Origin of the sequence: Streptomyces sp. NPDC048612 (assembly GCF_043199295.1) — a bacterium.
In the GTDB taxonomy this organism is placed as follows: domain Bacteria; phylum Actinomycetota; class Actinomycetes; order Streptomycetales; family Streptomycetaceae; genus Streptomyces.
In genome coordinates, this window is sequence record NZ_JBICVV010000005.1 from 312,563 (window position 1) to 337,926 (window position 25,364).

The 25,364-nt window shown below is 72.8% G+C and carries 23 protein-coding genes; 11 read left to right on the forward strand and 12 right to left on the reverse strand.

Annotated elements, in window-relative coordinates:
• Window positions 1-45: 45 nt before the first annotated feature.
• Both ACGFN2_RS11545 and ACGFN2_RS11550 read right to left on the reverse strand, forming a co-directional pair.
• Complete coding sequence (locus ACGFN2_RS11545; protein WP_393359399.1) at window positions 46-2,682, reverse strand: MFS transporter; 2,637 nt, start codon at window positions 2,680-2,682, stop codon at window positions 46-48.
• Window positions 2,679-3,230 carry a MarR family winged helix-turn-helix transcriptional regulator gene (locus tag ACGFN2_RS11550; RefSeq protein WP_393359401.1) on the reverse strand — a complete coding sequence of 184 codons (552 nt, stop codon included), beginning with the start codon at window positions 3,228-3,230 and terminating at the stop codon, window positions 2,679-2,681. Before ACGFN2_RS11550 ends, ACGFN2_RS11545 begins: the two co-directional genes overlap by 4 nt.
• Window positions 3,231-3,476: 246 nt before the next feature.
• Between ACGFN2_RS11550 and ACGFN2_RS11555 the strand changes: the two genes are divergently transcribed.
• Window positions 3,477-3,869 carry a PPOX class F420-dependent oxidoreductase gene (locus tag ACGFN2_RS11555; RefSeq protein WP_362612217.1) on the forward strand — a complete coding sequence of 131 codons (393 nt, stop codon included), beginning with the start codon at window positions 3,477-3,479 and terminating at the stop codon, window positions 3,867-3,869.
• A 52-nt stretch (window positions 3,870-3,921) separates the two neighbouring features.
• Here ACGFN2_RS11555 and ACGFN2_RS11560 read toward each other — a convergent pair whose 3' ends face one another.
• The 9 genes from ACGFN2_RS11560 to ACGFN2_RS11600 form a co-directional block, all read right to left on the reverse strand.
• Entirely contained in the window at window positions 3,922-5,307 is a 1,386-nt protein-coding gene (locus tag ACGFN2_RS11560) for a nucleotidyl transferase AbiEii/AbiGii toxin family protein (protein WP_393359403.1), read from the reverse strand.
• Window positions 5,304-6,023 carry a hypothetical protein gene (locus ACGFN2_RS11565; RefSeq protein WP_393359405.1) on the reverse strand — a complete coding sequence of 240 codons (720 nt, stop codon included), beginning with the start codon at window positions 6,021-6,023 and terminating at the stop codon, window positions 5,304-5,306. The genes ACGFN2_RS11560 and ACGFN2_RS11565 overlap by 4 nt, the downstream gene beginning before the upstream one ends.
• A 19-nt stretch (window positions 6,024-6,042) precedes the next feature.
• Window positions 6,043-6,654: a TetR/AcrR family transcriptional regulator gene (locus ACGFN2_RS11570; protein ID WP_393359407.1), complete on the reverse strand. Its 612-nt coding sequence runs from the start codon at window positions 6,652-6,654 to the stop codon at window positions 6,043-6,045.
• A 272-nt stretch (window positions 6,655-6,926) separates the two neighbouring features.
• On the reverse strand, window positions 6,927-8,099 hold the full coding sequence (locus ACGFN2_RS11575) for an acyl-CoA dehydrogenase family protein (RefSeq protein WP_393359409.1): 1,173 nt from the start codon (window positions 8,097-8,099) through the stop codon (window positions 6,927-6,929).
• 46 nt (window positions 8,100-8,145) lie between these two features.
• Window positions 8,146-9,318, reverse strand: a complete 1,173-nt coding sequence (locus ACGFN2_RS11580) for an acyl-CoA dehydrogenase family protein (RefSeq protein ID WP_393359411.1) — start codon at window positions 9,316-9,318, stop codon at window positions 8,146-8,148.
• Window positions 9,319-9,353: 35 nt separating this feature from the next.
• Window positions 9,354-11,441 (reverse strand): acetate--CoA ligase family protein, encoded by a 2,088-nt coding sequence (locus ACGFN2_RS11585; RefSeq protein WP_393359413.1) that lies wholly within the window; start codon window positions 11,439-11,441, stop codon window positions 9,354-9,356.
• A gap of 2 nt (window positions 11,442-11,443) precedes the next feature.
• Window positions 11,444-11,635, reverse strand: a complete 192-nt coding sequence (locus ACGFN2_RS11590; protein ID WP_362612233.1) for a ferredoxin — start codon at window positions 11,633-11,635, stop codon at window positions 11,444-11,446.
• 13 nt (window positions 11,636-11,648) lie between these two features.
• Complete coding sequence (locus tag ACGFN2_RS11595) at window positions 11,649-12,923, reverse strand: NADH-ubiquinone oxidoreductase-F iron-sulfur binding region domain-containing protein (RefSeq protein WP_393359415.1); 1,275 nt, start codon at window positions 12,921-12,923, stop codon at window positions 11,649-11,651.
• On the reverse strand, window positions 12,920-13,330 hold the full coding sequence (locus tag ACGFN2_RS11600) for a hypothetical protein (RefSeq protein WP_362612238.1): 411 nt from the start codon (window positions 13,328-13,330) through the stop codon (window positions 12,920-12,922). The genes ACGFN2_RS11595 and ACGFN2_RS11600 overlap by 4 nt, the downstream gene beginning before the upstream one ends.
• 347 nt (window positions 13,331-13,677) lie before the next feature.
• Here ACGFN2_RS11600 and ACGFN2_RS11605 point away from each other — a divergent pair, with 347 nt between their 5' ends.
• From ACGFN2_RS11605 to ACGFN2_RS11635, 7 genes are all read left to right on the forward strand, one after another.
• A complete protein-coding gene (locus ACGFN2_RS11605; RefSeq protein ID WP_393359418.1) occupies window positions 13,678-14,829 on the forward strand; it encodes an aromatic ring-hydroxylating dioxygenase subunit alpha in 1,152 nt (383 codons plus the stop codon).
• A 148-nt stretch (window positions 14,830-14,977) separates the two neighbouring features.
• Window positions 14,978-16,111, forward strand: coding sequence for a spermidine/putrescine ABC transporter substrate-binding protein (locus ACGFN2_RS11610; protein WP_362612242.1), 1,134 nt, complete (start codon window positions 14,978-14,980; stop codon window positions 16,109-16,111).
• Between the two features lies 1 nt (window position 16,112).
• Window positions 16,113-17,015 carry an ABC transporter permease gene (locus tag ACGFN2_RS11615; protein WP_393359420.1) on the forward strand — a complete coding sequence of 301 codons (903 nt, stop codon included), beginning with the start codon at window positions 16,113-16,115 and terminating at the stop codon, window positions 17,013-17,015.
• A complete protein-coding gene (locus ACGFN2_RS11620; protein WP_393359422.1) occupies window positions 17,012-17,848 on the forward strand; it encodes an ABC transporter permease in 837 nt (278 codons plus the stop codon). Before ACGFN2_RS11615 ends, ACGFN2_RS11620 begins: the two co-directional genes overlap by 4 nt.
• Before the next feature lie 5 nt (window positions 17,849-17,853).
• Entirely contained in the window at window positions 17,854-18,963 is a 1,110-nt protein-coding gene (locus ACGFN2_RS11625) for an ABC transporter ATP-binding protein (RefSeq protein ID WP_393359424.1), read from the forward strand.
• 79 nt (window positions 18,964-19,042) lie between these two features.
• Window positions 19,043-20,356, forward strand: a complete 1,314-nt coding sequence (locus ACGFN2_RS11630) for a flavin monoamine oxidase family protein (protein WP_393359426.1) — start codon at window positions 19,043-19,045, stop codon at window positions 20,354-20,356.
• The gene (locus ACGFN2_RS11635) at window positions 20,349-21,782 is read left to right on the forward strand and encodes an aminobutyraldehyde dehydrogenase (RefSeq protein ID WP_393359428.1); all 1,434 of its coding nucleotides are present in this window, start codon (window positions 20,349-20,351) and stop codon (window positions 21,780-21,782) included. The genes ACGFN2_RS11630 and ACGFN2_RS11635 overlap by 8 nt, the downstream gene beginning before the upstream one ends.
• A 54-nt stretch (window positions 21,783-21,836) precedes the next feature.
• Here ACGFN2_RS11635 and ACGFN2_RS11640 read toward each other — a convergent pair whose 3' ends face one another.
• Window positions 21,837-22,763, reverse strand: coding sequence for a DMT family transporter (locus ACGFN2_RS11640; RefSeq protein WP_393359430.1), 927 nt, complete (start codon window positions 22,761-22,763; stop codon window positions 21,837-21,839).
• 405 nt (window positions 22,764-23,168) lie between these two features.
• On the opposite strand from ACGFN2_RS11640, the gene ACGFN2_RS11645 reads away from it, so the two are divergent.
• The 3 genes from ACGFN2_RS11645 to ACGFN2_RS11655 all read left to right on the forward strand — a co-directional run bounded on the left by ACGFN2_RS11645 (window position 23,169) and on the right by ACGFN2_RS11655 (window position 25,272).
• On the forward strand, window positions 23,169-24,293 hold the full coding sequence (locus ACGFN2_RS11645) for a PP2C family protein-serine/threonine phosphatase (protein WP_362612254.1): 1,125 nt from the start codon (window positions 23,169-23,171) through the stop codon (window positions 24,291-24,293).
• A gap of 226 nt (window positions 24,294-24,519) precedes the next feature.
• Window positions 24,520-24,705 carry a hypothetical protein gene (locus tag ACGFN2_RS11650; protein WP_393359432.1) on the forward strand — a complete coding sequence of 62 codons (186 nt, stop codon included), beginning with the start codon at window positions 24,520-24,522 and terminating at the stop codon, window positions 24,703-24,705.
• A 276-nt stretch (window positions 24,706-24,981) separates the two neighbouring features.
• Window positions 24,982-25,272, forward strand: a complete 291-nt coding sequence (locus ACGFN2_RS11655) for a hypothetical protein (protein WP_362612260.1) — start codon at window positions 24,982-24,984, stop codon at window positions 25,270-25,272.
• Window positions 25,273-25,364: the final 92 nt, after the last annotated feature.

The following is a 25,364-nucleotide window of genomic DNA, read 5'->3' on the forward strand; positions in this document are numbered from 1 at the left end:
GGCGCTCCGCGCGCACCGGGCCCCCTCATGCCGGTTTCTCCGGCGTCAGCGCACCGGGTCGTGGCCCAGCTCGATGTCGAACTCGCCGTGCCCGGCGGCCGCCAGGTGCAGCGGGGCGGCCACGGGCGGATAGCCGCTGGCGATCACGGTGTACTCGCCGCTGTCGAGGTCGGTGAAGGCGTACGCACCGTCCTGGCCGCTGGTGGCGGTGCCGACCACCTGGCCCGCCGGGTCCAGCAGGGTCACCCGGGCGTCGTCCACCGGGGTGCCGTGCACCGTGCGCACGGTGCCGCGGATGCGGGCACCGGGTGTCAGGCGGACCTCGTACCAGTTGCGGTGGCCCGTGGTGACCTCGACCTGGAGGGCGGACGGGCGGTGGTGCTCGGCGCTGACGGCGAGGGTGTAGCTGCCGGGGGTCAGTTCGGCGAACGCGAAGCTCCCGTCCTGGCCGGCCACTCCGGACGCCACGACCTCGCCGGTGACATCGGTCGCCACGACGAGGGCGCCGGGCACCGGGGCGTCGCCCTTCTCCGCACGGACCTCGCCGGAGAGACCGGCCGCGCCGCCGAGGCTCAGATCGAACGACACCGGCTCGCCGCCCACGACGACGGTCACGGCCTGCGGCTGCCGGGCTCCGGCGGAGCCGATCAGCACATAGGTGCCGGCACCCGTCGTGGGCAGCGCGTAGCCGCCGTCGGCCGCGGTCGCGGTACGGCCGAGCTGCCGGCCGTCGACGCTGATCAGGGTGACCGCGGCCTGCGGAACCGGCCGGCCGCCGCCGTCCCGCACGGTGCCCCGGATCTCCGGGCCGGTCGCCCCCGGGGCGCGGCCCGCGAGGGGCGCGGACACCGCGGCGAGGGCGGATACCGGGTCGGCGCCCGCGGCCCCGTCGGGCCCGGCCGGCTCCGCCGCGTCCGGCGCGCTTTCGGCACCGGTCGTGGCCCCTTCAGCCCCGTCGGCATCGGTCACCGCCGTGCCGGCCGCCGCGGCCGCGTCGGCCTCGGCGTCGGCCTCGGCGCGGGCCTGGAGACCGGAGATCTGCCGCAGCGGGACCTCCTTGATGAACCACATCAGCACGAAGGCCAGGGCGACGACGACCGCACCCATGAGGAAGACGGTGTGCATCGAGTCGGCGAAGCCGCGCTTGAACGGCTCGGCCAGCCGCGGGTCGAGGTGCTGGATGAACGAGGAGTCGCTGAGCACGCCCGAGGAGTCCGCGCTGCCGGGGTGCTTGAGCATGTCCAGCACGGGCTTGTTGGCGGGGTCGCGCAGCACCGCGGGGTCGTGCAGCGCTGCCTGGAAGCGCTCGGTGGACGCCGCGTCCTTGAACGCCCCGGAGATCTTCTCGCCGACCGTGCTGAACAGCACCGACAGGAAGATCGCGGTACCGGCGGTGGCGCCCATCTGCCGGAAGAAGGTGGACGAGGCGGTCGCCACGCCCATGTCCCGCGGCGGCACCGCGTTCTGTACGGCCAGCACCAGCGTCTGCATACAGCCGCCCAGGCCGAGGCCGAAGACCAGCATGTAGATCATGGTCTCCCACAGCGGGGTGTCCCACTGGACCCGGAAGTGGAAGAGCAGCATCGCCGCGATCATCAGCGCGGTGCCGATGAGCGGGAAGATCTTGTAGCGACCGGTCTTGGCGGTGATCTGGCCCGACGCGATGGAGGCGATGAACATCCCCGCCATCAGCGGCAGCATCTCCAGACCCGACTTGGTGGGGCTGGCGCCCTTCACCAGCTGGAGGTACTGCGGGATCATCAGCATCCCGCCGAACATGCCCATACCGATCAGCACGGACAGCACGCTGGTCTTGCTGAAGGTGCCGTTGCGGAACAGCCGCATCGGGATCAGCGCGTCGTCACCGATCCGCCGCTCGACGAGAATCCAGGCGATGATGCCGACGACACCGGTCACATAACAGGCGACGGACCGGGACGAGTCCCAGCCCCACTCCCGGCCCTGCTCGGCGACGAGCAGCAGCGGGACGACACCGACGGTGATGGTGAGCGCGCCCCACCAGTCGATGCGGTGGTCGCGCCGGGTGTGCGGGATGTTGAGGACCTTGGCGACCACGAACAGCGCGATGATCCCGACCGGCACGTTGACCAGGAAGACCCAGCGCCAGCCGGTGATGCCGAGCAGCTGGTCCTGGCCGGCCAGGGCGCCGCCGATCAGCGGACCGGCGACGCTGGACGTGGCGAAGGTGCCGAGCATGTACCCCTGATACCGGGCACGTTCCCGGGGCGGGACGATGTCACCGATGATCGCCAGCGCCAGCGACATCAGACCGCCCGCGCCGAGCCCCTGCACCGCGCGGAACGCGGCGAGTTCGGTCATCGAGGTGGAGAAGGTGCACAGCACCGAGCCGACGACGAAGACGGTGATCGCGATCAGGTAGTAGGGCTTGCGGCCGTGCAGGTCGGACAGCTTGCCGTACAGCGGAGTGGCGATCGTGGAGGTGATCAGGTAGGCGGTGGTCGCCCAGGCCTGCTCGCTGAGGCCGTGCAGATCGTCGGCGATGGTCCGGATCGAGGTACTGACGATGGTCTGGTCGAGCGCGGCAAGGAACATCCCCAGCATCAGACCGCTGAGGATGGTGAGGATCTGACGGTGAGTCAGTACTCCTGGTCCGGGTATCTCCCCGGTTCCCGCCCCGGGCGGGGAGGTGGCAGTGCTCATGTACGTACGTCTCCCTGCTCCACGGCGGCACCCTGGTGTCCCCCGGGACCCAGCCGTGTGTGTTGTCGTTCTGCCATGTCCTCGTTGAGGCGGCCCAGCAGCCGGATCAGGTCGGCCCGGTCCTGCGGCGACCACGGTTCGAGGAGCGCGGCGAGTTCGGCGTCGCGCTGACGGCGGTACTGCGCGAACGCGGCACGCCCCGCCTCGGTCGCGGCCAGCAAGGACCCGCGGCGGTCCTCCGGATCGGGACGACGGGTCACCAGGCCCCGCTCCACCAGCGAGCGCACCTGACGGCTGACGGTCGACAGATCCAGGAACGCGTCGGCGGCCAGATCGGTCGCCCGCTGGTCCCCGCCGACCACCAGCCGGGCCAGCAGCACCCGGTCGGCGGCGCCGCCGTCGGTCTTGGCGCGCTGCTTCCAGGCCGCGATCAGCCGCGAGAAGCGGACGATCTCCGTCCCCAGCCCGGCGGCCGCCTCGTCCAGCCCCGACGCGGCGGTGACCTGCGGTGCACCCCGGTCGCAGGCATGGACCGTGCCCTTGCTCATCGTCGTGATCCTTCGCGGTGATGGTGGTCGACCCGTTGAACACCTTGCTTGTATCCAGCAAGCATAGCGGCTGAAATCCGCCGCTCCGCACCACCCAACACCGGCGCACGGGAGAGGGTATGGGGCGCGGGGAAGCGGACTTGCCCCGTATATGCTCCGCCGCGCACCGCGTCAGCGGCGCACCTCCACCCAGCGGCGGGAGAAAACCGGACAGACCCCGCCCCTCCGACCGGCCGGGAGACCGTCGTGCACCTTCCCTCTGAACTACTCGCGCTGTTGCGCCGGCCGAGCACCTGCTATCTGGCCACCTCGATGCCCGACGGTTCCCCTCAGCTGACCCAGACCTGGGTCGACACCGACGGCACACATGTGCTGATCAACAGCGTCCGGGGCCATGTGAAGACCCGGAACATCGGGCGCGACCCCCGCGTGGCGGTCGCCGTCTCCGACCCGGACAACCCCTCGCGCTTCTTCCAGGTGCGGGGCCGGGTGGTCGAGACCACGACCGAGGGCGCGGTCGAGCACATCGAGCAGCTCGCCCAGAAGTACCTCGGGAAGCCCTACCCCTGGTACGGGGGCCGCGACGAGGAGCGCGTGCTCTTCGTCATCGCACCGGAGAGCATCAGCAGCACGGGGTGAGCCCCGCCTCCCGCAGCACGGGCCGGCGTGACGGTGTGCGCCCCGCGTATCCCTACGCGTCGGTCTCGTCCTCGTCCTCGTCCTCGTCCTCGCCGAGCTGCCGCACCACCTCGTCCGGGTCGGTGAGCAGCCACGGCCGCCGGCCGAGCGACGGGTGCTGCCCGCGGAACGCCGCCACCACGTCCGCCGCCTCCCGCAGGGACCACCGGTCGGGGCCGGACAGCTCCCGGGTGAGGACGACCGCGTTGTCGAAGGCCACACACCGCTCGGTCAGCAGTTCCTGCACCGCGTCCATGCCCTGGCCGGCGAGGACGGCGGCGCATTCCGCGGTGAGTGAGCCGAACCAGGCGGCCCGTTGGCGGTAGGCGGCGGTGTCGCCGCCGGCGGCCGAGGCGAACGTGGGCCGCAGCGCCGCCGCGAGACGCTGGATGTACCCGTACTCCACCCGGCGGCCCGGGACCGTGAGTGCGCCGCGGTCCGGGTACTCCTTGCGCAGCTCGGACCAGTCGCCCTCGATACCCCAGAGGGTCCGGTGCAGCACCGGCTGCCGGTCGTAGGTGCCGTAGTCCACGTCCCGGAACACCTCGCGCAGCAGGGCGAAGGGCAGTGCGGTGCACTCCGCCAGCAGGACCGCGTCATAGAGGTCCTTGCCTTCCGGGTACTCGTCGCTGACCAGCCAGAGCACCTTCCAGGCGAGCGACAGCGCACGGGTCGCCGCACGGACCGTCACGGGTGCGGTGCCCTCGGGTCCACGGATCTCGGTCGGCTCCGCGGGCACGGGCAGCCGCTCGGTGAAGACGAAGTCGAGCTGGACGCTTCCCCCCGGCACCCCGTCGGCCGCGGCCGTCCACGGGATGACGAGGCGCCGGCCCGGCACGCGGTCGTAGGACCAGATCTCGTCGGCGGCCGCGGCCTGTGCGTCGAGCCGTACCGGACCGCCGCGGTGGGACAGCTCCTCGGCCGCTGCGGCGATGCCGTCGAGCATCCGGTCCGTACGCGGGTCCGTCAGCTGCCAGCTCTCCGGCTCCACGACGAAGTCGAGGTCCCCGGGCTCCCGCGCCGCGTCCCCGAACCAGGACGCCAGCAGCATGCTGCCGCGCAGCACCAGGTGGCCGGCCCACGGGGACCGCGCGATCGCGGTCAGCACGTGGTGCAGCGCGTGCCGCCGTGCGTCGTACCAGCGCTCGCCGACCGCGGCGTCCGCGAAGCTCGGCTCGCCCAGGCGCATCCCGAAGTCGTGGTGGGCCGCCGCGGGGTCGAACACCGGGCGCTGCACCACACCGTCGTCCGGTACGGGATGCAGCGTGGCGGGCAGATCCATCCGCGCCCGCGTCGCCTCGTCGGGCCGGGACCGGGGCACGGTCACCGTGTCCTTCCACGGTCCGTACCGGAGTGCCCGCCACTCCGCCGCCGTACCCGTCTCGCCGGTCTCCGTCATGCGCCGCTCCGCTCCCCCGTCATGGTGTGTGTCTCGTCCAGCCAGCCCGCGTCCAGTGCGAGGTTCCCGTCGTGGACCACGAACTCCCGCTCGATGGAGGCTATCCGGTGTCCCGCGGCACGCAACTCGCTTACCAGGGCGTCCAGTCGCCGTCCCGCGGTCGTCAGGCCCACCCGGTGGCACCGCTGGGTCACGAAGCGCTCCAGCCGGCCGTCGGACCGCGCCCGCCGGGCGTTGCGGGAGAGGTGCGCACCGTGCCCGGCGGCGAGGGTGAGCAGGGCGGCGACGGGAGCCGAGCGTGTCAGGACCAGCTTGAGGTGGTGCTCGAAGTAGTAGGCGGGACCGAGCGCCGCGGCCTCGTCATCGGTGCCGGGGACGCCCGTGGTCCACGGGGTGGCCTCGATCTTCGTCCGCAGGACGTCGAACCCCGCGGCCCGCAGTCCGTCCGCCGCCGCGGCGGCCCGTGCCCGGATCTCCTCGTACGTCCCGGTGCCGTGCAGTGTCAGCATCGGCTGCGAGGGCACCTCGCCCCGTTCGAGCAGGATGTGGACGCACGTCATGCGCCGCGCCGCCGCATGGGCGGTCAGCCGTGCGGCCACCTCCGGGTCCCCGTCGTCCCGGACGGTGAGATGGACCTCGAACTCCCCCACGAAGGAGGGTAGTTCGGCTGTGGTCGTCCCGTACGCGGGCGCCACGGCCCGGTCACTCGTGCTCATCCGGAAATGATCACATGGTTCAGATCTCGGGGAAGGTATCGGGGGCGCCGAGCGTTCCCGCGACGGCGCGCCAGATGGCCGCCTGGGCGGCGGGGAGGTCGATCCTCGGGTCGCCCAGCATCAGCCGGATTCCGAAACCGTCGCTCAGTGCGAGCAGCAGGGTGCTGGTCGCGTCCACATCGCAGTCGGTGAACTCGCCCGACGCGATGCCCCGCCGGATGGCCTGGCCGAGCCAGCTGTGCAGCTGGTCGTAGAGGTCGACGGCGAGCCGCTGGGCGGTCTCGTCGCGCAGCGCCCGTACCCACAGTTCCTGCCACAGCCGCCAGTCCTGCCGCAGTTCCGGGTCGGTGGGCAGCATGTTGTGCAGGATGCGGGCCAGGACCACGGAGGCGGGCACCGTGTCGGCGTCCCGTTCCAGCTCCGTGCCGGTCTGCGCGAAGGAGTGGGTCATCGCCTCGGTGAAGAGCCGCTCCCGGTTCTCGAAGTGGTAGTGGAGCAGGGCGGTGGACACCCCGGCGTGTTCCGCGACCATCCGCATGCGGATCTTCTCGAAGCCGACCTCGGCGATCACTTCGCACGCGGCGGACAGAATCCGTTCCCGCGTTTCGAGAGTGCGTTCAGCCTTGGCCACGTGAGTGCTCCCCGGGTCGGTGTCGGTGTCCTCGGCGGGCTCGGCGGGCCCGTCCCGTCCATCTTCCCGCATCACCGCCCCGGGCCGCCCGTCGCCGCCGGGTGTGCTCAGGGGGACCGGTGGAAGCCCCGGCCCGTTTTGCGGCCGATCAGGTCGGCCGGCGCGAGCGGTCCCAGCGGGTGGGCGCGGCCCTGCCGCATCGCCCGGTCGGTCTCGACGACGTGCGCCCCCGGCCCGGGTCCGGGTACACGGGCCGGGGGCGCGGTGCGGGGTCAGCCGGCGGTGGGCATCTGCAGGACTCCCGTGCCCCGCTTGACCAGTTCACCGGCGATGATCAGGCGCTGGATCTCGGAGGTGCCCTCCCAGATGCGGTCCACCCGCAGCTCGCGGTAGAGCCGCTCGACGGGGTAGGAGCGGTCGTACCCGCGGCCGCCGAAGATCTGCACACAGCGGTCGACGACCCGCCCCGCCGCCTCGCTCGCCGCGAGCTTGGCGATGGCTGCCTTGGCGTGCAGGGTCTTGCGGTCGACGGTGCCCTCGTCGACCTCCCAGGCGACCTGATGCGCGTAGGCGCGGTTGACGGCGATGTCGACGGCGCAGTCCGCCAGCATCCCCTGCACCAGCTGGAAGTCCGCGATCGGCGACCCGAACTGCCGCCGCTCCACCGCCCAGTCCCGGGCCAGCCGGAGCGCCCGTTCGGCGGCGCCGGTGGTGCGGGCGGCGATCATCAGCCGTTCCTCGGTGAACCAGGACCGGGTGATGTCGTAGCCCTTGCCGACGCCGCCGAGCACGGCGTCCTCGGGTACCTGCACCCCGGTGAAGGTGAACTCGGGGTGCTCGTAGACGAAGGTGTGCATGAAGCGCGGTACCCGCGTCATCGCGATGCCGGGGGTGTCCTTGTCGACGAGGAAGAGCGTCGGCTCCCGGTCCGGGCCCGCCGCGGCGAGGACGATCATGAAGTCGGCGTGGTCGCCGACGGTCACGAACCACTTCTCGCCGTTCAGCGTCCAGCCGTCGGCCGTCCGTGTCGCGGTGGTCGCCAGGTTCTGCGGGTCGGAGCCGGCGCCGGGCTCGGTCACCGCGTAGCAGTCGCGGCGCTCGCCACGGATGACCGGTTCGAGGAAACGCGCGCGCTGTGCGGGGGTGCAGAAGCGCAGGGCGTTGGCGGGGCGCCACACGGTGTCCCAGAGGGCACCGGTCAGCTGCCCCAACTCCTCCTGGACAATGACCTGTTCGAGGATGGTCAGCCCGGCGCCGCCCCACTCCCGGGGCATGTTGACGGCCTGGAGACCGGAGGCGAGGACGGCCTCGCGGATGTCGTCGTGGGCCTGCGGTGTCAGGCCGTTGTTCTCCTCGCAGTCGGTCTCGTACGCGGTGAGGGTCTCGGTGAGTGCGCGCGCGGTGCGCTTGAGGTCCGCCTGGCGGGGGGTGAGACGGAAGTCCATGTCAGTCCTCGAAGTCGGTGGGAGCCGGGCCGGGTGGGGGTGTGGGTCAGGGCAGGGGCAGGCCGAGGGCGCGGGTGCCGCGCTTGATGAGTTCGTTGGCGATGATCAGGCGCTGGATCTCGGAGGTGCCCTCCCAGATGCGGTCCACCCGCAGCTCGCGGTACATCCGCTCGACGGGGTGGGAACGGTCGTACCCGCGCCCGCCGAAGATCTGCACACAGCGGTCGATGACCCGCCCCGCCGCCTCGCTCGCCGCGAGCTTGGCCGTCGAGGCCTTGGCGTGCAGCGTCTTGGGGTCGGCGCCCGGCCGGTCGGCCTCCCAGGCGACCTGGTGGGTGTAGGCCCGGTTGACGGCGATGTCGACCGCGCAGTCCGCCAGCATCCCCTGCACCAGCTGGAAGTCCGCGATCGGCGACCCGAACTGCCGGCGCTCCACCGCCCAGTCCCGCGCCAGCTGCAGGGCGCGTTCCGCGGCGCCGGTGGTGCGGGCCGCGATCATCAGCCGTTCGTCGGTGAACCACTCCTTGGTGAGTTCGTACCCGTTGCCGACGCCGCCGAGGACGTCCTCGTCGGGCACGAAGACGTCGGTGAAGGTGAACTCGGGGTGCCCGTTGACGGCGGAGTGCATGAAGCGCGGGACCCGGGTCATCCGGACGCCCGGGGCCTGCTTGTCGACGAAGAAGAGGGTGGCGGCCCGCTCCGGTCCCGCGTCGGCCTGCACCAGCAGGAAGTCGGCGATGTCACCGCAGGTCACGAACCACTTCTCGCCGTTGAGCAGCCAGCCGCCCGCGGTGCGGGTGGCGGTGCTGGTGCCCGAGCCGGGGTCCGATCCCGCGCCGGGTTCGGTCACCGCGAAGGCGTCGAAGCGCTCGCCCCGGATGACGGGGAGCAGATACTTCTCCCGCTGGGCCTCGGTGCCGTACGCCAGCACGTTGGCGGGCCGCCAGGGGATGTCCCACAGGCAGTTGGTGACCTTGCCGAACTCCTCCTCGACGATGACCTGGTCGAGCAGTGACAGCCCCGGGCCACCCCACTTCTCGGGCATGTTGAGGGCGTAGACACCGGCGTCGATCGCGGCCCGGGTCAGTTCGCGGACGGTGTCGGAGGGAAGCGGTCCGCCGGCCTCCTCGGCCTGGTCCTCGTACCGGATCAACAGCTCGGTATAGGCGGCGGCGCGGGCCTTCAGATCGGCCTGTCGGGGGGTGTAGCGGAAGTCCATGGTGTCCTCCGTGGCGGCGGGCGTAGGGCGGGGCGTCAGGCCGGTACGGCGCGGGCGTCGAGGGCGAGGGCGCCGTCCGGGCGGACGAGCAGCGGGTTGACCTCGATCTCGGCGATCTCGGGGTGGGCGGCGGCGAGGGTGGTGAGGCGCTCGATCACGGCTGCCGCGGCGGCCACGTCGACCGCGGGCCGGCCGCGGACGCCCTGGAGGAGCGCGGCGGTCCGCAGCCCGGCCAGCAGCTGTGCGGCGCGGGCCGCCGGGACGGGTGCCAGGGCGAAGGCGACATCGTGCAGCGCCTCGGTGAGCACCCCGCCCAGGCCGACCATGGCGACCGGGCCGAACCGGGGGTCACGCCGCACCCCGACGATCAGCTCGACGCCGTCGGTCAGGTCGGCCATCGCCTCGACCGAGTAGGAGGCGGCGCCGAGCCGGGCGTGCATCTCCCGGAAAGCGGTGACGAGCGCGGCCCGGTCCGGCAGTCCCAGGGCCACCCCGCCGGCGTCGGACTTGTGCAGGAGGTGGAGGGCCTTGAGGACGTACGGCCCCTCGAACGCGTCGGCGGCGGCGGTCAGTTGGGCCTCGTCGGTGATCTCACGGGCCTCGGGGAAGGGCACGCCGGCGGCGCTCAGCAGGGCGCGGACGCCGTGGTAGCCGGGGTCGGACAGCGGGGTCGCGGCCGGTGGCAGGGGGCGGACGCCGGGCGGGCCGGTGGTGTCGCCCGCGGTCATCGCCGCCAGCGCGCGGGCCGCGTCCTCGGTGGAGGCGAAGACCGGTATGCCGGCCTCCACCAGCGTGCGGCAGCTGGGGGCGTCCGGGAACATCGACTGCACCACCAGGGGCTTGGCGGTCCGCGTGGCATGCTCGGCCATCTGGTGCGCGGTCTCCAGCTCCCCCGCGGCGAGTGCGCTGCCGCCGCCCGTGGTGCCGCTCTCGGCCGTCGGACCGCCCAGCCCGCCGGTCGCCGCCGAGTAGCCACCGAAGTACCCGGTCAGCAGGACGGAGTCGACCTCGTCCAGAGCGAGCAGCGCGCCGACCGTGTCGCCGTAGGAGTGCGGGTTCCGCTCCCCCATCCCGGCCAGGTCGACGGGGTTGCGCACCGCGGACTGTGCCCACAGCAGCGCGCTGAGCCGCTGCTGTGCGGCGGGCCCGAGTTCGGGCACGGCCAGTCCGGCGGACTCGGTGGCGTCGGCGGCGATGGCGCCGTGGCCGCCGCCGTCCGTGCAGACCGCGGCGCGGTGTCCGGTGGCGCGCCGTCCCCCGTTCAGCGCGGCGAGGACCACGGTCATCTCATGGGGGGTGGCGACGAGTTCGACGCCCGCGTCCCGGCAGGCGGCGGCCACGACATCGGCGGAGGTGGTCAGCGCGCCGGTGTGGGACTGCGCGCTGCGCGCCGAGGCGGTGCCCCGCCCGGCGGTGAGCAGGACCACCGGTTTGCCGGCCGCGGCGGCCGCCTCGGCGAAGGCCCGGCCGTCGCCGAAGTCCTCCGCGTAGACGGCGATGGCGCGGGTGGCGTCGTGCCGGGCGGCGTCGTCGATGAGGTCGACGAGGGTGACATCGGCCTGGTTGCCGAGCGAGACGAAGCGGGAGAAGCCCAACCCGTGTGGGGTGCAGCGGAGTTGGAGTTCGAGCGCGAGGTTGCCGCTCTGGCTCAGCAGGGCGATACCGCCGGGGGCGAAGCGGTCCGAGGCGAGGTAGAGCTCGGTGGTGTTGTCGGCGATGCCGAGGCAGTTCGGGCCGACGAGGACGGCGCCGGCGGCGCGTACCCGGTCGGCGATCGCCCGCTGGCGGGCCAGCCCGGCGGGGCCGGTCTCGGCGAAGCCGGCGGTGATGCCGACGAGGGCACGGGCGCCGCAGGCGAGCGCGTCGTCGACGGCGGCCTCGAAGCCGGGGCCCGGTACGGAGATCACCACGAGATCGACGGGTTCGCCGATCCCGGCGAGCGAGGTGACCGCGGTGCGCCCGAGGACCGTGCCGCCCCGGCGGTTGACCAGGTGGACGGGCCGGCGACCGGGGGCCCGCAGGGCCTGGGCGGCGACCGCGTGGCCGTACTTCGCCGGGTCGTCACTGGCACCGACCACCGCGACCGACGCCGGGTCGAACAGGGCCGACAGATCACGTCCCATGGTCACCTCTCCAGCCGGAGCGCGGAGTTGGGGCAGGCCTCGGCGGCGGCGCGGGCGGCGTCCTCGGCGGCGCCCGGCGCGGGGTCGGCGGTGACGGCGGCATAGCCGAAGTCGTCGAGGTCGATGAGGTCCGGAGCGGGTTCCTGACACAGGCCGTAGCCCTGGCAGCGGGTGGCGTCGAGACGGAGTTTCACGGCGGTCGTCCTTTCAGCGGGAGGCGGGGGCGGAGCGCGGGCGGGGCACCGTACGGCGGGCGACATGCGGGACGGGCACGGTGAGCCGTCCGGCGTCGGCGGGCGCTGCGCAGTCCGGGCAGGGGGTGCCGAGGTGGGCACGGACCAGGTCGGGGAAGGCGCGCAGCAGGCTGCCGGCCGTGCCGGCGGCGGCGTCGAGCAGACCGCAGGCGCCGCGGCCGGGCAGGGAGGCGGACCAGCGCTCCAGCCGGGTGAGGAGCCCGGTGTCGGCGGTGCCGTCGGTCAGCGCGCCGACGGCGTCACGGACCGCGCCGGTGCCCGCGACGCAGATGCCGCACTGCCGTGCGCTCTCGGCGGTGAGATGGGCGAGGGCGGCGGAGGCGAGGGACACCGGGCACTCGTCGGGGGCGAGGAAGCGGATCGCCCCGCAGCCCAGCGCCGTGCCCGCGGCCGCGAGGGTGTCGGGGTCCAGTACGAGGTCGAGCCGGCCGGGGCCGATCAGCCCGCCGAAGAGGCCGCCCATGAGCGCCCCGGCCGGTTCGGGGGTGCCCTGGGCGCGCGCCAGGGTCCGCAGGGTGCAGCCGTAGGGCACCTCCACGAGCAGGGGTTCGGCGCCCCTGCCGGAGAGCGTCACCAGGGTGCTGCGGACGGTGCGGTGCCGTCGTTCCGGGTGTGCGGCGACGAGCGCGATACGGGCCAGGGTCTCGACGTTGGCGACGAGGGTCGGGGCGCCGCCGACGCCCTGCTGGTAGGGGCGGGGCGGTTTGGCGGTGGGGAGTGCGGGGCCGCCGTTGATCCGGCGGACGACGGCGGTCTCCTCCCCCGCGACATAGGTGTGCGGGGTGTCGACGACCTCACAGGGCAGCCGCGGTGTCCGCTCCGCGAGGGCGCGGCGGACGCGTTCGCCCGCCGTGGTGTCGGAGAGATAGACGTAGCCGCGTTCCGCGCCGGTGATCTCGGCGGCGCGCGCCAGCCCGTCCAGGACCAGATGCGGCCGGGCCCGCAGCAGCCAGCGGTCCTTGACCGAACCGGGCTCCCCTTCCTCGCCGTTGGCCACGACGACGGGGCGGGGCCCGGCGTCGCGGACGGCGCGGAGTTTCGCGGCGGCCGGGTATCCGGCCCCGCCGCGTCCGCGCAGGCCGTCGAGCCGGTCGAGGAGCTCCGCTGCGCCGAGCGCGCCGCGGTAGCCGCCGGCAGCCAGATACTCCCGGGCGTCCTCGGTCACGTCCGGTGCCGCGCCGAGCACGGAGGGCGTACCCGGCGGCATCAGGGAGTCGGTCCCGGTCATCCTCGGTCTCCGTCCGGTGGGGCGGTGCGCAGGGTGCGCACCGCGTGTTCCAGGGCGCCGCGGTCCGCAGCCGTCCGCTCGTATCCCGGTCCGGGGAGGCCGATCAGCATGCGGTGGTGGTCGAGCACGACCTCGGCCGCGCGCAGGGCGGCCCGGCGGTCGCCGGGGCGGGCACGGTGGGCGACCTCGGTGACCAGCCCGGTCACCTCGGCGAGATAGCGGAGCCAGCCGCGCTGGGTGCCGTGCAGGATCAGCCGCTCCACGCGCCGCCGTTCGGCCTCGGCCGCCTCGGCGGGGGCGTCGGCCGTCCGTCGCGCGGCGGTCCGCAGGGCCGCGACGGTGGCGGGCAGTTCCCGTTCGGGTTCGGGAGTGAGCCCGAGCCAGATCAGGTTCCGACGACCGCTCATGCGTGCCTCCGGGGAGAGGGGTGGGTGCCGGCGCTGGTCAGGTCAGGCAGCCGGGTGGGGGCGTTGCCGTGGCTCGGTGCCGGGGTGAGATGCCGTGGTGAGGGGGTTCGGCCGACGGTGTCGGGGCGTACGGCGCTCGCTTGCGGGGCCGTACGACGTATCGCCGGAGCGGCGATACCACTAAGCTAACTAATCAATTAGTCAGGACACAAGTCTTGACTTCGTTGAAACCCGCCAGCAATCTGACTGACCAATTAGTCAGCACGGGAGCCGGCCCGCCGGCCAGGGGCGTCCCCCCGCGCCCGGCCGCTCCGCCCGGCACCCGTGCGGCATGGAGGAGTGACCCGATGCACGCCGAAGCCACCACGGCACCGCCAACGGCGGACGCCCCCGGGAAGGCGCTGTCCGCCCGCTACTACACCGACCCGGCCACGGCCACCGCCGAGACGCGGCACATCTTCGCCAGGTCCTGGCAGCTCGTGTGCCACGAGTCCGATCTGCCCGGCCCCGGCGCACGGCTCGCCGCCACCGTCGCCGACCGCGAGGTGCTGGTCGTCCGTACCGAGGACGGCACCCTGGCCGGACACCTCAATGTGTGCCGGCACCGCGGCACCCGGCTGATCGCCGCCCCCGAGGCGTCCGGCAAGGCCATCCGCTGCCCATACCACGGCTGGACGTACAAGCTCGACGGACGGCTGGTCGGTGCGCCCGAGGCCCGGCAGATCCCCTGCCTGGACAAGCCCGCGCTCGGTCTCCTCCCGGTCCGGGTCGAGTCGTTCCTCGGGTTCGTCTTCGCCAACCTCGACCCGGACGCGGTGCCGCTGGCGGAGCAGTGCGCCGGGCTGGCGGAGGCCGTCGGCCACTACGCGGGGACCGATCTGGTGCCGGTGGGCCGCAGTCGTATCCACGATCTGGCCGGTGCGGAAGTACAGCACGCCAACTGGAAGGTCGCCGTCGACAACTACCTGGAGGGCTACCACGTCCCGGTCGCCCACCCCGGGCTGATGCGGCTGCTCGACTACCAGGGCTACACCGGCGAGATCGACGCGTCCTACGTTCTCTTCGCCTCACCGCTGCGCGACAAACCGTCCTCGAACTGGGCCGAGCGGCTCTACCAGCGCCTCGCCTCCCCCATGCCCGGTCTCACCGAGGCCGACCGGCGGATCTGGCGCTACGCGGTGATCTACCCCAACACACTCATCGACTTCTACCCGGACCATGTGCTTGCCTGGACCGCCATACCGACGGCGGTCGACCGGGTGGCCGTCCCCGGCGCGTTCTACACACGCCGCGGCACGAGCGCACGGACCCGGCTGGCCCGCCGGCTCAACATCCACATCGGCTGGATCACCAATGACGAAGACGCCGACCTGGTGTCGCGGGTGCAAAAGGGCCTCTGCACCCCGGGCTTCGAGCCGGGCCCCCTGTCCCGCCGGGAAGCCGCGGTCGGCTGGTTCGCCGACCGGGTACGCACCGACCTCGGTGACGCGATGGGCTGACCCCCACCGGTGAGACAGCGCCACGAGCCGTCCCCCTCGGCGCGCGACGCCCCGCGCCACGGCTGACAGGTCCCGCACGGAGGACAGGGCTTCCGTGCCTCCGTGACCGCTCCCTGAAGCAGCGCTCATCCCCTACGGAGAGGACCTCATGTCCCCCGAGGAACCCCCACCGGTGTCCCGGCGCGCGCTCCTGCGCTCGGGCGTCGCCGCGGCGCTCGGCGCCGGCCTGGCCGGCTGCGGCTTTCTGCCGGAGGACCGCGACGCCTTCGGCGACCCGGACCGGCCGATCGACGTCAAGGCGGACGGCGACCTGGTGTATTTCAACTGGGCGGACTTCGTCGCCCCGGCGGTCTTCGACGGCTTCGAGAAGAAGTACGGCGTCAAGGTCATCCAGTCCAACTTCGACTCGATGGAGGGCATGGCCGCCAAGCTCAACGCCGGGAACCGCTACGACATCATCTTCCCCAGCGCGAAATGGGCGCAGCGGCTGGCCGACGGCCGGCGGCTGCGCCGTATCGACCACTCCCGGCTGCCGCACGCCGACGCCGTGTTCGGCAGGTACCGCTACTTCGCCGACCCCTGGTACGACCGCCGGTCCGCGCACACCGTGCCGTTCACCATGTACAAGACGGGGATCGGCTGGCGGAAGGACCGGATCGGCGAGGACCTGGACGGCTCCTGGGACGACCTGTGGAACCGCCGGGCCAGGGGACAGGTCTTCGTCCTGGACGACCGCGACGAGGTGCTCGGCATGGCCGCGCTCAAACTCGGCCTGGACATCGGCACCTCCGACCCGCACGACCTCGCCCGTATCACCGCCACGCTGCAGCGCCTCCGTCCCCGGCTGCGCGGCTTCTCCAGCGACAGCTACAACAACCTGCTCAACGGCAACGCGGCGATGACCCAGGCCTGGAGCGGCGACATGGCCGCCATGCTCGGCCAGGCCAAGGACCCGTCCGTGCTCGGCTTCGAGGTCGCCAGGGAGGGCGCGCCGATCAACTCGGACTGCTACGCGATCCCCGCCAACGCCCGTCATCCCGGCACGGCGATGCTCTTCATCGACTACATGCTCAGACCCGAGAACGTACGGAAGAACATCCGGTACATCGGCTACCCGATGCCGGTCGGCGGCAGCGAGGACGTCTACGCCTCGATCGTGAAGCCGTTCCCGCAGTGCCTGGTCGGCCCCGACGACCTCAGGGCCGACCTCTTCTTCCGCAACGCGTCCTCGAAGGGCGAGCAGGCCCGCGATGCCGCCTGGACCCACGTGAAAGCCGGCTGACATGGCACAACGCACCCCCTCCGGAGCACTCCGGGACCGGCGCGGGCGCTCCGCGTCCGGCACCCGGCTGTGGACCTGGCTGATGCTCCCCGGCACCCTGTGGATGACCGGGTTCCTGATCGCCTCCCTGGTCCTCGTGGCCACCCTGGCCCTGGGCACCACCGACCCGCTCGGCAACCCGCGGTTCGGGTTCAACCTCGACAACATCGCGGCGATGGCCGACCCGGCCTACCGCATCGTGCTGCTGCGCTCGCTGGCCTTCGCGCTGATCGCCTGCGTCGTCTGCCTGATCGTGGCCTATCCGGTCGCCTACGCCATCGCCCTGCACGGCGGGCGGTTCAAGAACCTGCTGATCGCCGCGATCGTGGTGCCGTTCTTCGCCAACTACCTGGTGCGGATGTACGGCTGGTCGGTGGTGCTGTCCGACGGCGGGCCGGTGCTGAAGGCGCTGCGCGCGGTCGGGCTCGCCGATGCGCACACCAAGATCCTGCAGAGCGGGGTCGGGGTGATCGCCGGGCTCGTCTACGGCTTCATCGTCTTCATGATCATCCCGCTGTTCGCGGCACTGGAGCGGATGGACCTCTCGCTGATCGAGGCGGGACGCGACCTGTACGGAGGGCCGTTGCGGACCTTCTTCTTCGTCACCCTCCCGGCGACCCGGCAGGGTGCCGCCGCCGGCGCCGTCCTGGTCTTCCTGCCCGCCATGGGCGACTTCGTGAGCGCCCAGCTGATGGGCGGGCCGGACCAGATCATGATCGGCAACCTGATCCAGGACAAGTTCTTCCAGGGCCAGAACTGGCCGCTCGGCTCCGCCCTCACCATGCTGATGATGGCGGTGCTCTTCCTCGGCATGCTCGGCTATCTGCGGCGCACCCGCAAGGACGAGGCGGAGGCCGCCCGATGACGCCTCGTCCCCCGCACCGCCGCGGCACCGACCGCAGGCCCCGGCTGGCCCTCGCGGTCACCGCCCTCTTCTTCCTCGTCCTCTACCTCCCGATCGCGGTGGTGGTCCTCTTCTCCTTCAACGGGCAGAAGTCGCTCACCGTCCTGAAGGGCTTCAGCCTCCGCTGGTACTCCGCGTTCTTCCACGACGACGTGCTCATCGAGTCGCTCGGGATGAGCCTGCGGGTCTCCCTGGTGGCCATGGTGGGCTCGGTGGTCCTGGGCGTGGCGCTGGCCCTGGGGCTGGTGCGCTGCCGTACCCGGCTCGGCTCACTGGCCGGACTGATCATGCTGGTCCCGCTGATCACCCCGGAGATCGTCACCGGAGTCGCGGCGATGCTGCTCTTCAAGGGCATGGGCATCACCCTCTCCTCCGGCACCGTGATGCTCGCGGAGATCACCTTCTCCATCTCCTATGTGACGGTGATCCTGCGCGCGCGGATCGCCGCCCTCAACCCGGAGGTCGAGGAGGCGGCGATGGACCTGGGCGCCACCCGCTGGCAGGCCCTGCGGCTGGTCACCCTGCCCGCGCTGCTGCCCAGCATCCTGGCCTCCGCCGTGCTCGTCTTCGCCCTGGTCTTCGACGACTTCGTGCTGGCCTACTTCACCACCGGTGTGGACCCGCAGCCGCTGTCCGTCCGTATCTACTCGGCAATCCGGTTCGGCGTACAGCCCACCATCAACGCGGTCGGCACGCTGATGCTCGCCGGTTCCGTCGGCCTCATCGGTCTCGCGCTGGCCATTCCGCGCCTGTTCGGCCGCCGCGGTGGCCTCGATCTGCTCTCCGGGAAGTGACACCCATGACCTCCTCCGACGCCCCCTGTGCCGGCGCGGCCCCGGCCGACGCCCCGCCCGCCGTCCGGCTCGACAACGTCAGCAAGAACTACGGCGGTTCCTACGCGGTACGGGACCTCTCCCTGGACATCGCGCCCGGCGAGTTCTTCTCCCTGCTGGGCCCCTCCGGCTGCGGCAAGACCACTTCGCTGCGGATGATCGGCGGCTTCACCGACCCCACCGCGGGCACCGTCCTCCTCAGCGGTGAGGACGTGACGGCGCTCCCGCCCGACAAGCGCAACGTCAACACGGTCTTCCAGAGTTACGCCCTCTTCGACCATCTCTCGGTGGCCGACAACGTGGCCTTCGGCCTCAAGCGCAGGGGCGTCGGCCGGGCCGAGATCCGCGAGCGGGTCGGCGTGATGCTGGAACGGGTGCAGCTCGGCGGGCTCGGCGGCCGCAAGCCCGGCACGCTCTCCGGCGGCCAGCGCCAGCGGGTGGCCCTGGCCCGTGCCCTGGTCAACCGGCCGCAGGTGCTGCTGCTCGACGAGCCGCTGGCAGCGCTCGATCTCAAGCTCCGGCGGCGGATGCAGGTCGAACTCAAGCAGATCCAGCGCGAGGTCGGCATCACCTTCGTCTTCGTCACCCACGACCAGGACGAGGCGCTGACCATGTCGGACCGGGTGGCGGTGATGAACGAGGGCCGGGTCGAGCAGTGCGGGACGCCGGAGGACGTCTACGAACACCCCGCGAGCCGCTTCGTGGCCTCCTTCATGGGGACCTCCAACCTGGTCCCCGGCACCTACCGCGACGGGCGGGTGGTCCTCGACTGCGGCCCCGCGCTGCCGGTCGGGGAGCGCGGCGGCGTCGCCGACGGCAGCAGCGTCAGCCTGTCGATCCGGCCCGAGAAGATCTGGCTCTCCGACTTCGAGCCGGGGATGGCGCTGGTGCAGGGCGTGGTGCGGGAGACGGTCTACTCCGGCCCCACCACCACCTATCTGATCGAACTCGCCCCCGGCGTCACGGTGTCCGTACTGGAGCAGAACACCGACCGCTCGCGCATGGAGGACCGCTGGAGCGGCGGCGAGAGCGTGGAGATCGGCTGGCGGCCGGAGCACTGCCTGGTCCTGGCCTAGGTCCTGTCGTCAAACTCCCGCCCGCCCCGGCCGTCCCGGGCCCTCCCCTCCGCCCGCCGACCGCAAAGGAAGCTTCCCCATGAACCACGATGTCATCGTGCTCGGTGCCGGGCTCGCCGGGCTCGCCGCGGCGCGGGACCTGAGCGCGGCCGGTGCCGACGTGCTCGTCCTGGAGGCCCGCGACCGGGTCGGCGGACGCGTCGAGCAGGCCGTGCTGCCCGACGGCCGGCTGGTCCAGCTCGGCGGCGAGGTCGTCGGCCGGGCCCACACCGCCTACCTCGCGCTGGCCGCGGAACTCGGCCTGACCCTCGTCGCCAGCTATGTCGCCGAGCCCGGACGGATGGCGCGAGCCACCGCGGAAGGGGTCTCGGCCGGTGACCCGCCGCACTGGTTCGGCCCCGGCGACGAGGCCTGCCACCACCAGGTCACCGACGCCTTCGTCCAGCTGGCACGGACCGTGGACCCGCAGGACCCGTGGGCCCATCCGCACGCGGCGGCCCTCGACCGGCTGTCGGTCGGTGCCTGGCTGCGCGGCGAAGGGGCGAGCCCGGCCGTCGTACGGCTCTGGGAGATCGGCCAACTCGCCCTGGCCGGCGGCTCCTGCGAGCGCACCTCGCTGCTCGCCGCGCTGCGCAAACACGCCGCGGTCCCCGGCGCCGACCCCTACACCTACGAGGACTGGGAGGGCCTGCGGGTCGCCGAGGGCTCGGCGACGGTGGCGCTGCGGATGGCCTCCGCACTCGGCCGGCGCATCCGGCTCGAAGCGCCCGTCGAGGAGGTGGCGGTGCGGCCGGGCGGCTGCCGGGTGCGGCTGTCCTGCGGGGAGAGCCTGACGGCGGACGCCGTGGTCAGCGCGCTGCCGGTCGGACCGCTCCGCTCGGTCGCGCTCACCGGCGTCTCCGAGGCCCGGGTCGCCTCGCTGCACCGTCAGCGGCAGGCCGTCGCGGCCAAGTTCGCCGCGGCCTACGACAAGCCCTTCTGGCGCAGCCTGGACCTCAGCGGTCTCTCCGAATGCGAAGGCGTGCTCGGCAGCACCTGGCCGCAGAGCGAGGGCGTCCTCTCCGCGCTGATCCCGCCCGAACGCTACGGAGTCCTGCTGGGCATGCCCGCCCCGGTCCGGGACCACGAACTGCTCTCGGACGTGGCACGTCTCTACGGGGCCGAGGCCTTCCAGCCGTTCACCTCGTATCTGCGCTGGTGGGGCACCGATCCCTGGACCCAGGGGTATGTCACGCAGTGGAACCCCGGTGATGTCACGGCGGTGGGCCCGCTGCACGGCACCCACGAACCGCCCTTCTACGTCTGCGGCTCCGACCAGTGGGTCGCCGGCTACATGGAGGGCGCGGTGCGCACCGGCCGCGCGGCGGCCCGGGAGGTGCTCCGCCATGGCTGACGGCCCCACCCGCACGCCGGTCCGCAACCACCTCGCGGGAACGGACCGCCCGGCGGCCTCCGGCGCGACGACGGACCTGGTCGATCCCGCCACCGGCGCGGTGCACGGCAGCGCGCCGCGCTCCGGCCCGTCCGACACCGACGCGGCCTGCGCCGCCGCGGAGACCGCCTTCGCCCGCTGGGCGCTGACCACCCCCGCCGAGCGGCAGCGGGCGCTGCTGCGGATCGCCGACGCGGTCGAGGAGCACGCGGACGCGCTGGTGGCCGCCGAGGTCGGGGACACCGGCAAGCCGCCGGGGCAGTTCCGCGGCGAGGAACTGCCCGCGGTCATCGACACCTTCCGCTACTTCGCGGGGGCGGCGCGCCGGCTGCCGGGCGCGGCCGCCGCCGAGTACACCGAGGGCCGCACCTCGCTGCAGCGCCGCGAACCGGTCGGGGTCTGCGCCCAGATCACCCCCTGGAACTACCCGCTGATGATGGCCGCGTGGAAGGTGGCCCCGGCGCTCGCCGCGGGCAACACCACCGTACTGAAACCCGCCGACACCACCCCGTCCGCCACCGCGCTGCTCGCCCGGATCGCCGCCGAGCACCTGCCGCCCGGGGTGCTCAACGTGCTCTGCGGGGACCGCGACACCGGGCGGTCCCTGACGGCGCATCCGGCGCCCCGGCTCGTCGCCGTCACCGGCGGTGTCCGGGCCGGGCAGGAGATCGCCGCCACCGCGGCGGCGGACCTGAAACGGGTGCATCTGGAGCTGGGCGGCAACGCGCCGGTCCTGGTCCATGAGGACGTGGACGTGGCGGCCACCGCGGCCGAACTCGCGGCCGTGGCGTACTACAACGCCGGCCAGGACTGCACCGCGCCCACCCGGTTCCTGGTGCACCACCGCCGCCATGACGCGTTCGTGGCGGCGTTCGCCGCGGCGGCGCGGGCGCTGCGGACCGGGCCGCCCGACGATCCGGCCGCCGACTACGGCCCGCTCAACAGCGCGGCCCAACGGGCCTCTGTACAGGGCCTGTTGAGCCGTCTGCCGGACCACGCCGAGGTGGTGACGGGAGGGACGGCGCCGGAGCAGCCCGGCTGGTTCCACTCCCCCACCGTCGTCGCCGGGGTGCGCCAGGACGACGAGATCGTGCAGGAGGAGATCTTCGGCCCGGTCGTCACGGTGCAGCCGTTCGCCGACGAGGCGGAGGCCCTCCGCATGGCGAACGGGGTCCGGTTCGGTCTGGCGGCGAGCGTGTGGACCGCCGACCACGCGCGTGCGATGCGGGCCACCCGCGCCCTGCACACCGGGATCGTCTGGGTGAACACCCATGGCACCACGGTGTCGGAGATGCCGCACGGCGGGGTCAAGCACTCCGGCTACGGCAGCGATCTGTCCCTCGCCGGACTGCTGGACTACACCCAGGTCAAGCACGTCATGCTGTGAGCCGGCGGCTCCCCGGGCGCGGCCGGGCCCGGGGAGCCCGGTGTCCCGCGGGGCTCAGGTGTCCGCCGCCCCGGGCGCCGTACCGGTGTCGTGGGCGGTGGCCGGCGCCTTGTCCTGAGCCCCGGTCAGGTCCTGGGCCAGGGCGACGCCGGAGAGCAGCACGGCGCCCCACAGGACCAGTCCGACGCCGATCGCCTCGGGGATCAGCCACCAGCCGGTCCGTACCCGCTCGTCGTACAGGGTGATGCCGAGCGACAGGCTGACCAGCGCGTCGCCGAGGGTGAGCACCGGCTGTGAGGCGGTCAGCGGGCCCGACTGCATGGCGTTCTCCAGGAGGAAGATGGCCAGTACGCCGGTGAGCGCGAAACCGTAGGTCTGCCAGCTGCTGAAGAACGCGGCCGGGCCGCCGGTCTGCCAGGCGTGGGTGGCGTCCTTCAGCATGGCCGCGGTGAGGGCGTACCCGACCGCGGTCGCCCCGGCGAAGCAGGCGGCCCGTACTCCGCCCGCCCCGCGGCGGAGCGCGGCGAGGACCGCCGTGGCCATCACCCCGGCACAGACCACCAGGGCGGGCACCCAGCGGTCGAAGGGGGCGTGGGTGGTGCCGATGGTGGGCGCGGCGGCGGCGAGGGCGGAGCCGAGGCCGACGACGAGCAGGGCCACACCGGTCCAGCCGGTGCGGGAGATCTGCCCGCCCAGGAGGACCCGCCCGATGAGCAGGGCGAGGGGCAGTTCGAGGACGAAGAGGGGCTGGACCACCGACAGTGCGCCCTGCGACAGCGCCAGCGCCTGGAAGCAGGCCGCGGCGACGACCGCGAGCATCCCGCCGATCCAGACGGCACGGTGCAGCAGATCGACGAGCAGGCCGAGGCGCAGTCCGGCGGAGAGCGGGACCGTACGGGCGGCGCGCCGCTGGAGGACGGTGGCCAGCGCGTTGCTGGCCGCCGCGAGCAGTGCGAACAGTACGGCCGGCCACGTGGCCACGGCCCACCTCCTCGTCGGCCGCCGCGGGCTCCTGAGCGGGGCCCGCACCGCGCCCGGGGCGGGCGGCGGAGCGGCGCTGTACGGAGCCCGACGCTATCCGGCGGCCGGCGGGGACCGCCCGGCGACACGGGCGCCCATGGGCCGCATTCGCTGAGCCGGACGGATGCCTGCCGGGCGCCGGAGCGGCCGTGTGCGGGGTGCCGGGCGGCCCCCCTGCACCACCACCGGGACGGCACGCGGGCACCCGCCCGCGGCCCACTGACCGGGTGCGCATCGACACCACCCCGACCCGCGCGGTATAAAACAGCGCAAAACAGGCATATTCCTGCCAGGGCCTGCCCGTCCATGATCCGCCGGACAGGCCCTGGCCGACATGGACCGATGGACCGCTGGTCAGGACTGCCTATGCCCTCCCCCTCCCCCCGCTGGCCCCGATACGTCGAGTTCGCCCCGAGCGTCCTGGTCGCCGGAGGCCTCGTCTGGGACGCGTTCTCACCGGCCGACTACTGGGGCGACCCGATGCTGACCGCGGCCAGCGTGACGGCCGGTGCGCTGTTCTCCCTGCGGCACACCGTGGCGATCGGCATCGCCATCGTCGGCGGGGTCTTCGCGCTGACCGTGAAGGACGGCACCGCCGGCGACATCGTGGGGTATCTGGAGCTGATCAACACCCTGTTCGCCGCGCTCATGGGCGTCGGCGTCAACCGGGTGATCGCCCGCCACGGACGCCATCTGGACGTGGTGCGCACGGTGGCGGAGGCCGCCCAGCGCGCCGTGCTGCCCGCACCGCCGGAGCGCGTCGGCCCGCTGGCCATCGCCGCCCGCTACCAGGCCGCCCAGAGCGAGGCCCGGATCGGCGGCGACGCCTATGCCGTCCAGCGGACCCCGTTCGGCGTCCGGCTGCTGATCGCCGATGTGCGCGGCAAGGGCCTGGGCGCGGTGAGCGCGGTGTCGGTGCTGCTGGGCGCGTTCCGCGAGGCCGCCGAGGAGGAGCCGGACCTGCCGACGCTGGCCGACCGGATGGAGCGCGCCCTGCTGCGGGAGAGCGGGAACACCTCCGAGGAGGACCGACTGGAGGGCTTCATCACGGCCCTGATCTGCGAAGTCCTCCCTGGAGCCGCCGGTCTGCGGATGCTGAACTGCGGCCACCCGGCGCCTTACCTCTGCCACGGCGACCAGGTACATGCCCTGGAGGACGCCGAACCGGGGCTCCCCCTGGGGATGGGCACCCTGGGACTGGAGCGGACCCGCCCGGCCGACCGGCCCTTCCCGGCGGGCAGCACCCTGCTGCTGGTCACCGACGGGGTGACGGAGGCCCGGGACCGCTCCGGACGGTTCTACGATCCCGAGACCCAGCTGGCGGGCCACGGCCCGTTCCGGGGACCGCAGGACGTGATCGACCGCCTGGTGCGGGACGTCGAACACTGGACCGGCGGCCCGCGCGACGACGACATGGCGGTCCTCGCGCTCACCCGGCAGGCCGAGGGCGGAAGGCGGATTCCCCTCAGGGCAAGCAGTTACAGCCGCTGACCCCGGAGAGGGACACAACGGCCCACCACTCCCCGTACGCCGCTCACCGGCGGCCGTGAATCCCCGTCAGCACTCCACGCCCGCCGCCACTTTGCGCCTTTTCCTCCCCCCTTGGGGAATTTCGTCGTGTGCTGCCGAGAATCCGGGGCGGGAGGTGAGATGATCAGTCAGACCATCAGCATCCGCACCGAGCGACTCCCCCGCTCCCGCGCAGATGGGAGTTGATGTGTCCGACAACAGATCAACCCTGCTGAGTCAGCGCGCCGCCGTCATCTTCCTCCTCGGCGCCCTCGCCGCAATCGGCGCCGGCGTGCTCACCCTCCTCAACGGCGGCACCCCGGCTTCCGCCACCCTCGTCGGCGGCGCCTCCTTCGGTGCGGCCGTCACCTTCTTCCATACGGTCATCGACTGAGCCTCCTCTCGGTCGAGCCTGCTGCACCCGGCAGACCCCGGCGGGCCTGCCGCACCACGGACCGCGACCGTCCGGACGCCGACAGTCCTCGCTTCACGTCCTTCACCGAGTGATATGTGAAGGTTCAGTGAGGGCGGGTTCCGGCGCCCGGACGGGTCCCGGCGATCCGAGCGGAATCCGTGCCGCCGCATGCGGTGCGCCCCCGCACCTCCAGTGCCAGACTTGAGGGACCGCGCCCGGCTGCCGGCCGAGGCCCTTGCCGCCGAGGGGAACATCATGACCTGGGCATCTTGGACCACAGTGGGAATCCACGCCCTACCCGGCGCCGTTCGCACCACGGAGATCGGCGTGATCAACGGCGACCTGACCATACACACCACCTGGTCGGAGAACCTGGCTCATGTAGCTGTGCAGCACACCGGGTCGTCGGACTGGTACACCATGGCCGGCAGTCCCGTCCCGTGCGATTCCGAAGAGGCCAGCCGCACCTTCCACCAGGCCGTAGTCGAGGCCGTACGCGGCGGCGAACGGGCCGACGCCTCCCTCGATGAGCTCCTCCCCCACTAGGGCCTGTCGTCAAACTCCCGCCTGCCCCGCGGCGCCTGGCACGCACTCCCCCACGCCTGAAGGGCGCGGGGGGACCCCCATGCTGCGTTGTC

What these genes read in the sequence shown, in the direction of transcription:
- ACGFN2_RS11625 (WP_393359424.1), top strand. Translation starts at nt 17,854, where the DNA reads ATGACCTCCTCCGACGCCCCCTGTGCCGGCGCGGCCCCGGCCGACGCC.
- ACGFN2_RS11620 (WP_393359422.1), top strand. Translation starts at nt 17,012, where the DNA reads ATGACGCCTCGTCCCCCGCACCGCCGCGGCACCGACCGCAGGCCCCGG.
- ACGFN2_RS11560 (WP_393359403.1), bottom strand. Translation starts at nt 5,307, where the DNA reads ATGACGGAGACCGGCGAGACGGGTACGGCGGCGGAGTGGCGGGCACTC.
- ACGFN2_RS11635 (WP_393359428.1), top strand. Translation starts at nt 20,349, where the DNA reads ATGGCTGACGGCCCCACCCGCACGCCGGTCCGCAACCACCTCGCGGGA.
- ACGFN2_RS11615 (WP_393359420.1), top strand. Translation starts at nt 16,113, where the DNA reads ATGGCACAACGCACCCCCTCCGGAGCACTCCGGGACCGGCGCGGGCGC.
- ACGFN2_RS11605 (WP_393359418.1), top strand. Translation starts at nt 13,678, where the DNA reads ATGCACGCCGAAGCCACCACGGCACCGCCAACGGCGGACGCCCCCGGG.
- ACGFN2_RS11610 (WP_362612242.1), top strand. Translation starts at nt 14,978, where the DNA reads ATGTCCCCCGAGGAACCCCCACCGGTGTCCCGGCGCGCGCTCCTGCGC.
- ACGFN2_RS11580 (WP_393359411.1), bottom strand. Translation starts at nt 9,318, where the DNA reads ATGGACTTCCGCTACACCCCCCGACAGGCCGATCTGAAGGCCCGCGCC.
- ACGFN2_RS11545 (WP_393359399.1), bottom strand. Translation starts at nt 2,682, where the DNA reads ATGAGCACTGCCACCTCCCCGCCCGGGGCGGGAACCGGGGAGATACCC.
- ACGFN2_RS11595 (WP_393359415.1), bottom strand. Translation starts at nt 12,923, where the DNA reads ATGACCGGGACCGACTCCCTGATGCCGCCGGGTACGCCCTCCGTGCTC.
- ACGFN2_RS11645 (WP_362612254.1), top strand. Translation starts at nt 23,169, where the DNA reads ATGCCCTCCCCCTCCCCCCGCTGGCCCCGATACGTCGAGTTCGCCCCG.
- ACGFN2_RS11630 (WP_393359426.1), top strand. Translation starts at nt 19,043, where the DNA reads ATGAACCACGATGTCATCGTGCTCGGTGCCGGGCTCGCCGGGCTCGCC.
- ACGFN2_RS11585 (WP_393359413.1), bottom strand. Translation starts at nt 11,441, where the DNA reads ATGGGACGTGATCTGTCGGCCCTGTTCGACCCGGCGTCGGTCGCGGTG.
- ACGFN2_RS11575 (WP_393359409.1), bottom strand. Translation starts at nt 8,099, where the DNA reads ATGGACTTCCGTCTCACCCCCCGCCAGGCGGACCTCAAGCGCACCGCG.
- ACGFN2_RS11655 (WP_362612260.1), top strand. Translation starts at nt 24,982, where the DNA reads ATGACCTGGGCATCTTGGACCACAGTGGGAATCCACGCCCTACCCGGC.
- ACGFN2_RS11600 (WP_362612238.1), bottom strand. Translation starts at nt 13,330, where the DNA reads ATGAGCGGTCGTCGGAACCTGATCTGGCTCGGGCTCACTCCCGAACCC.
- ACGFN2_RS11565 (WP_393359405.1), bottom strand. Translation starts at nt 6,023, where the DNA reads ATGAGCACGAGTGACCGGGCCGTGGCGCCCGCGTACGGGACGACCACA.
- ACGFN2_RS11550 (WP_393359401.1), bottom strand. Translation starts at nt 3,230, where the DNA reads ATGAGCAAGGGCACGGTCCATGCCTGCGACCGGGGTGCACCGCAGGTC.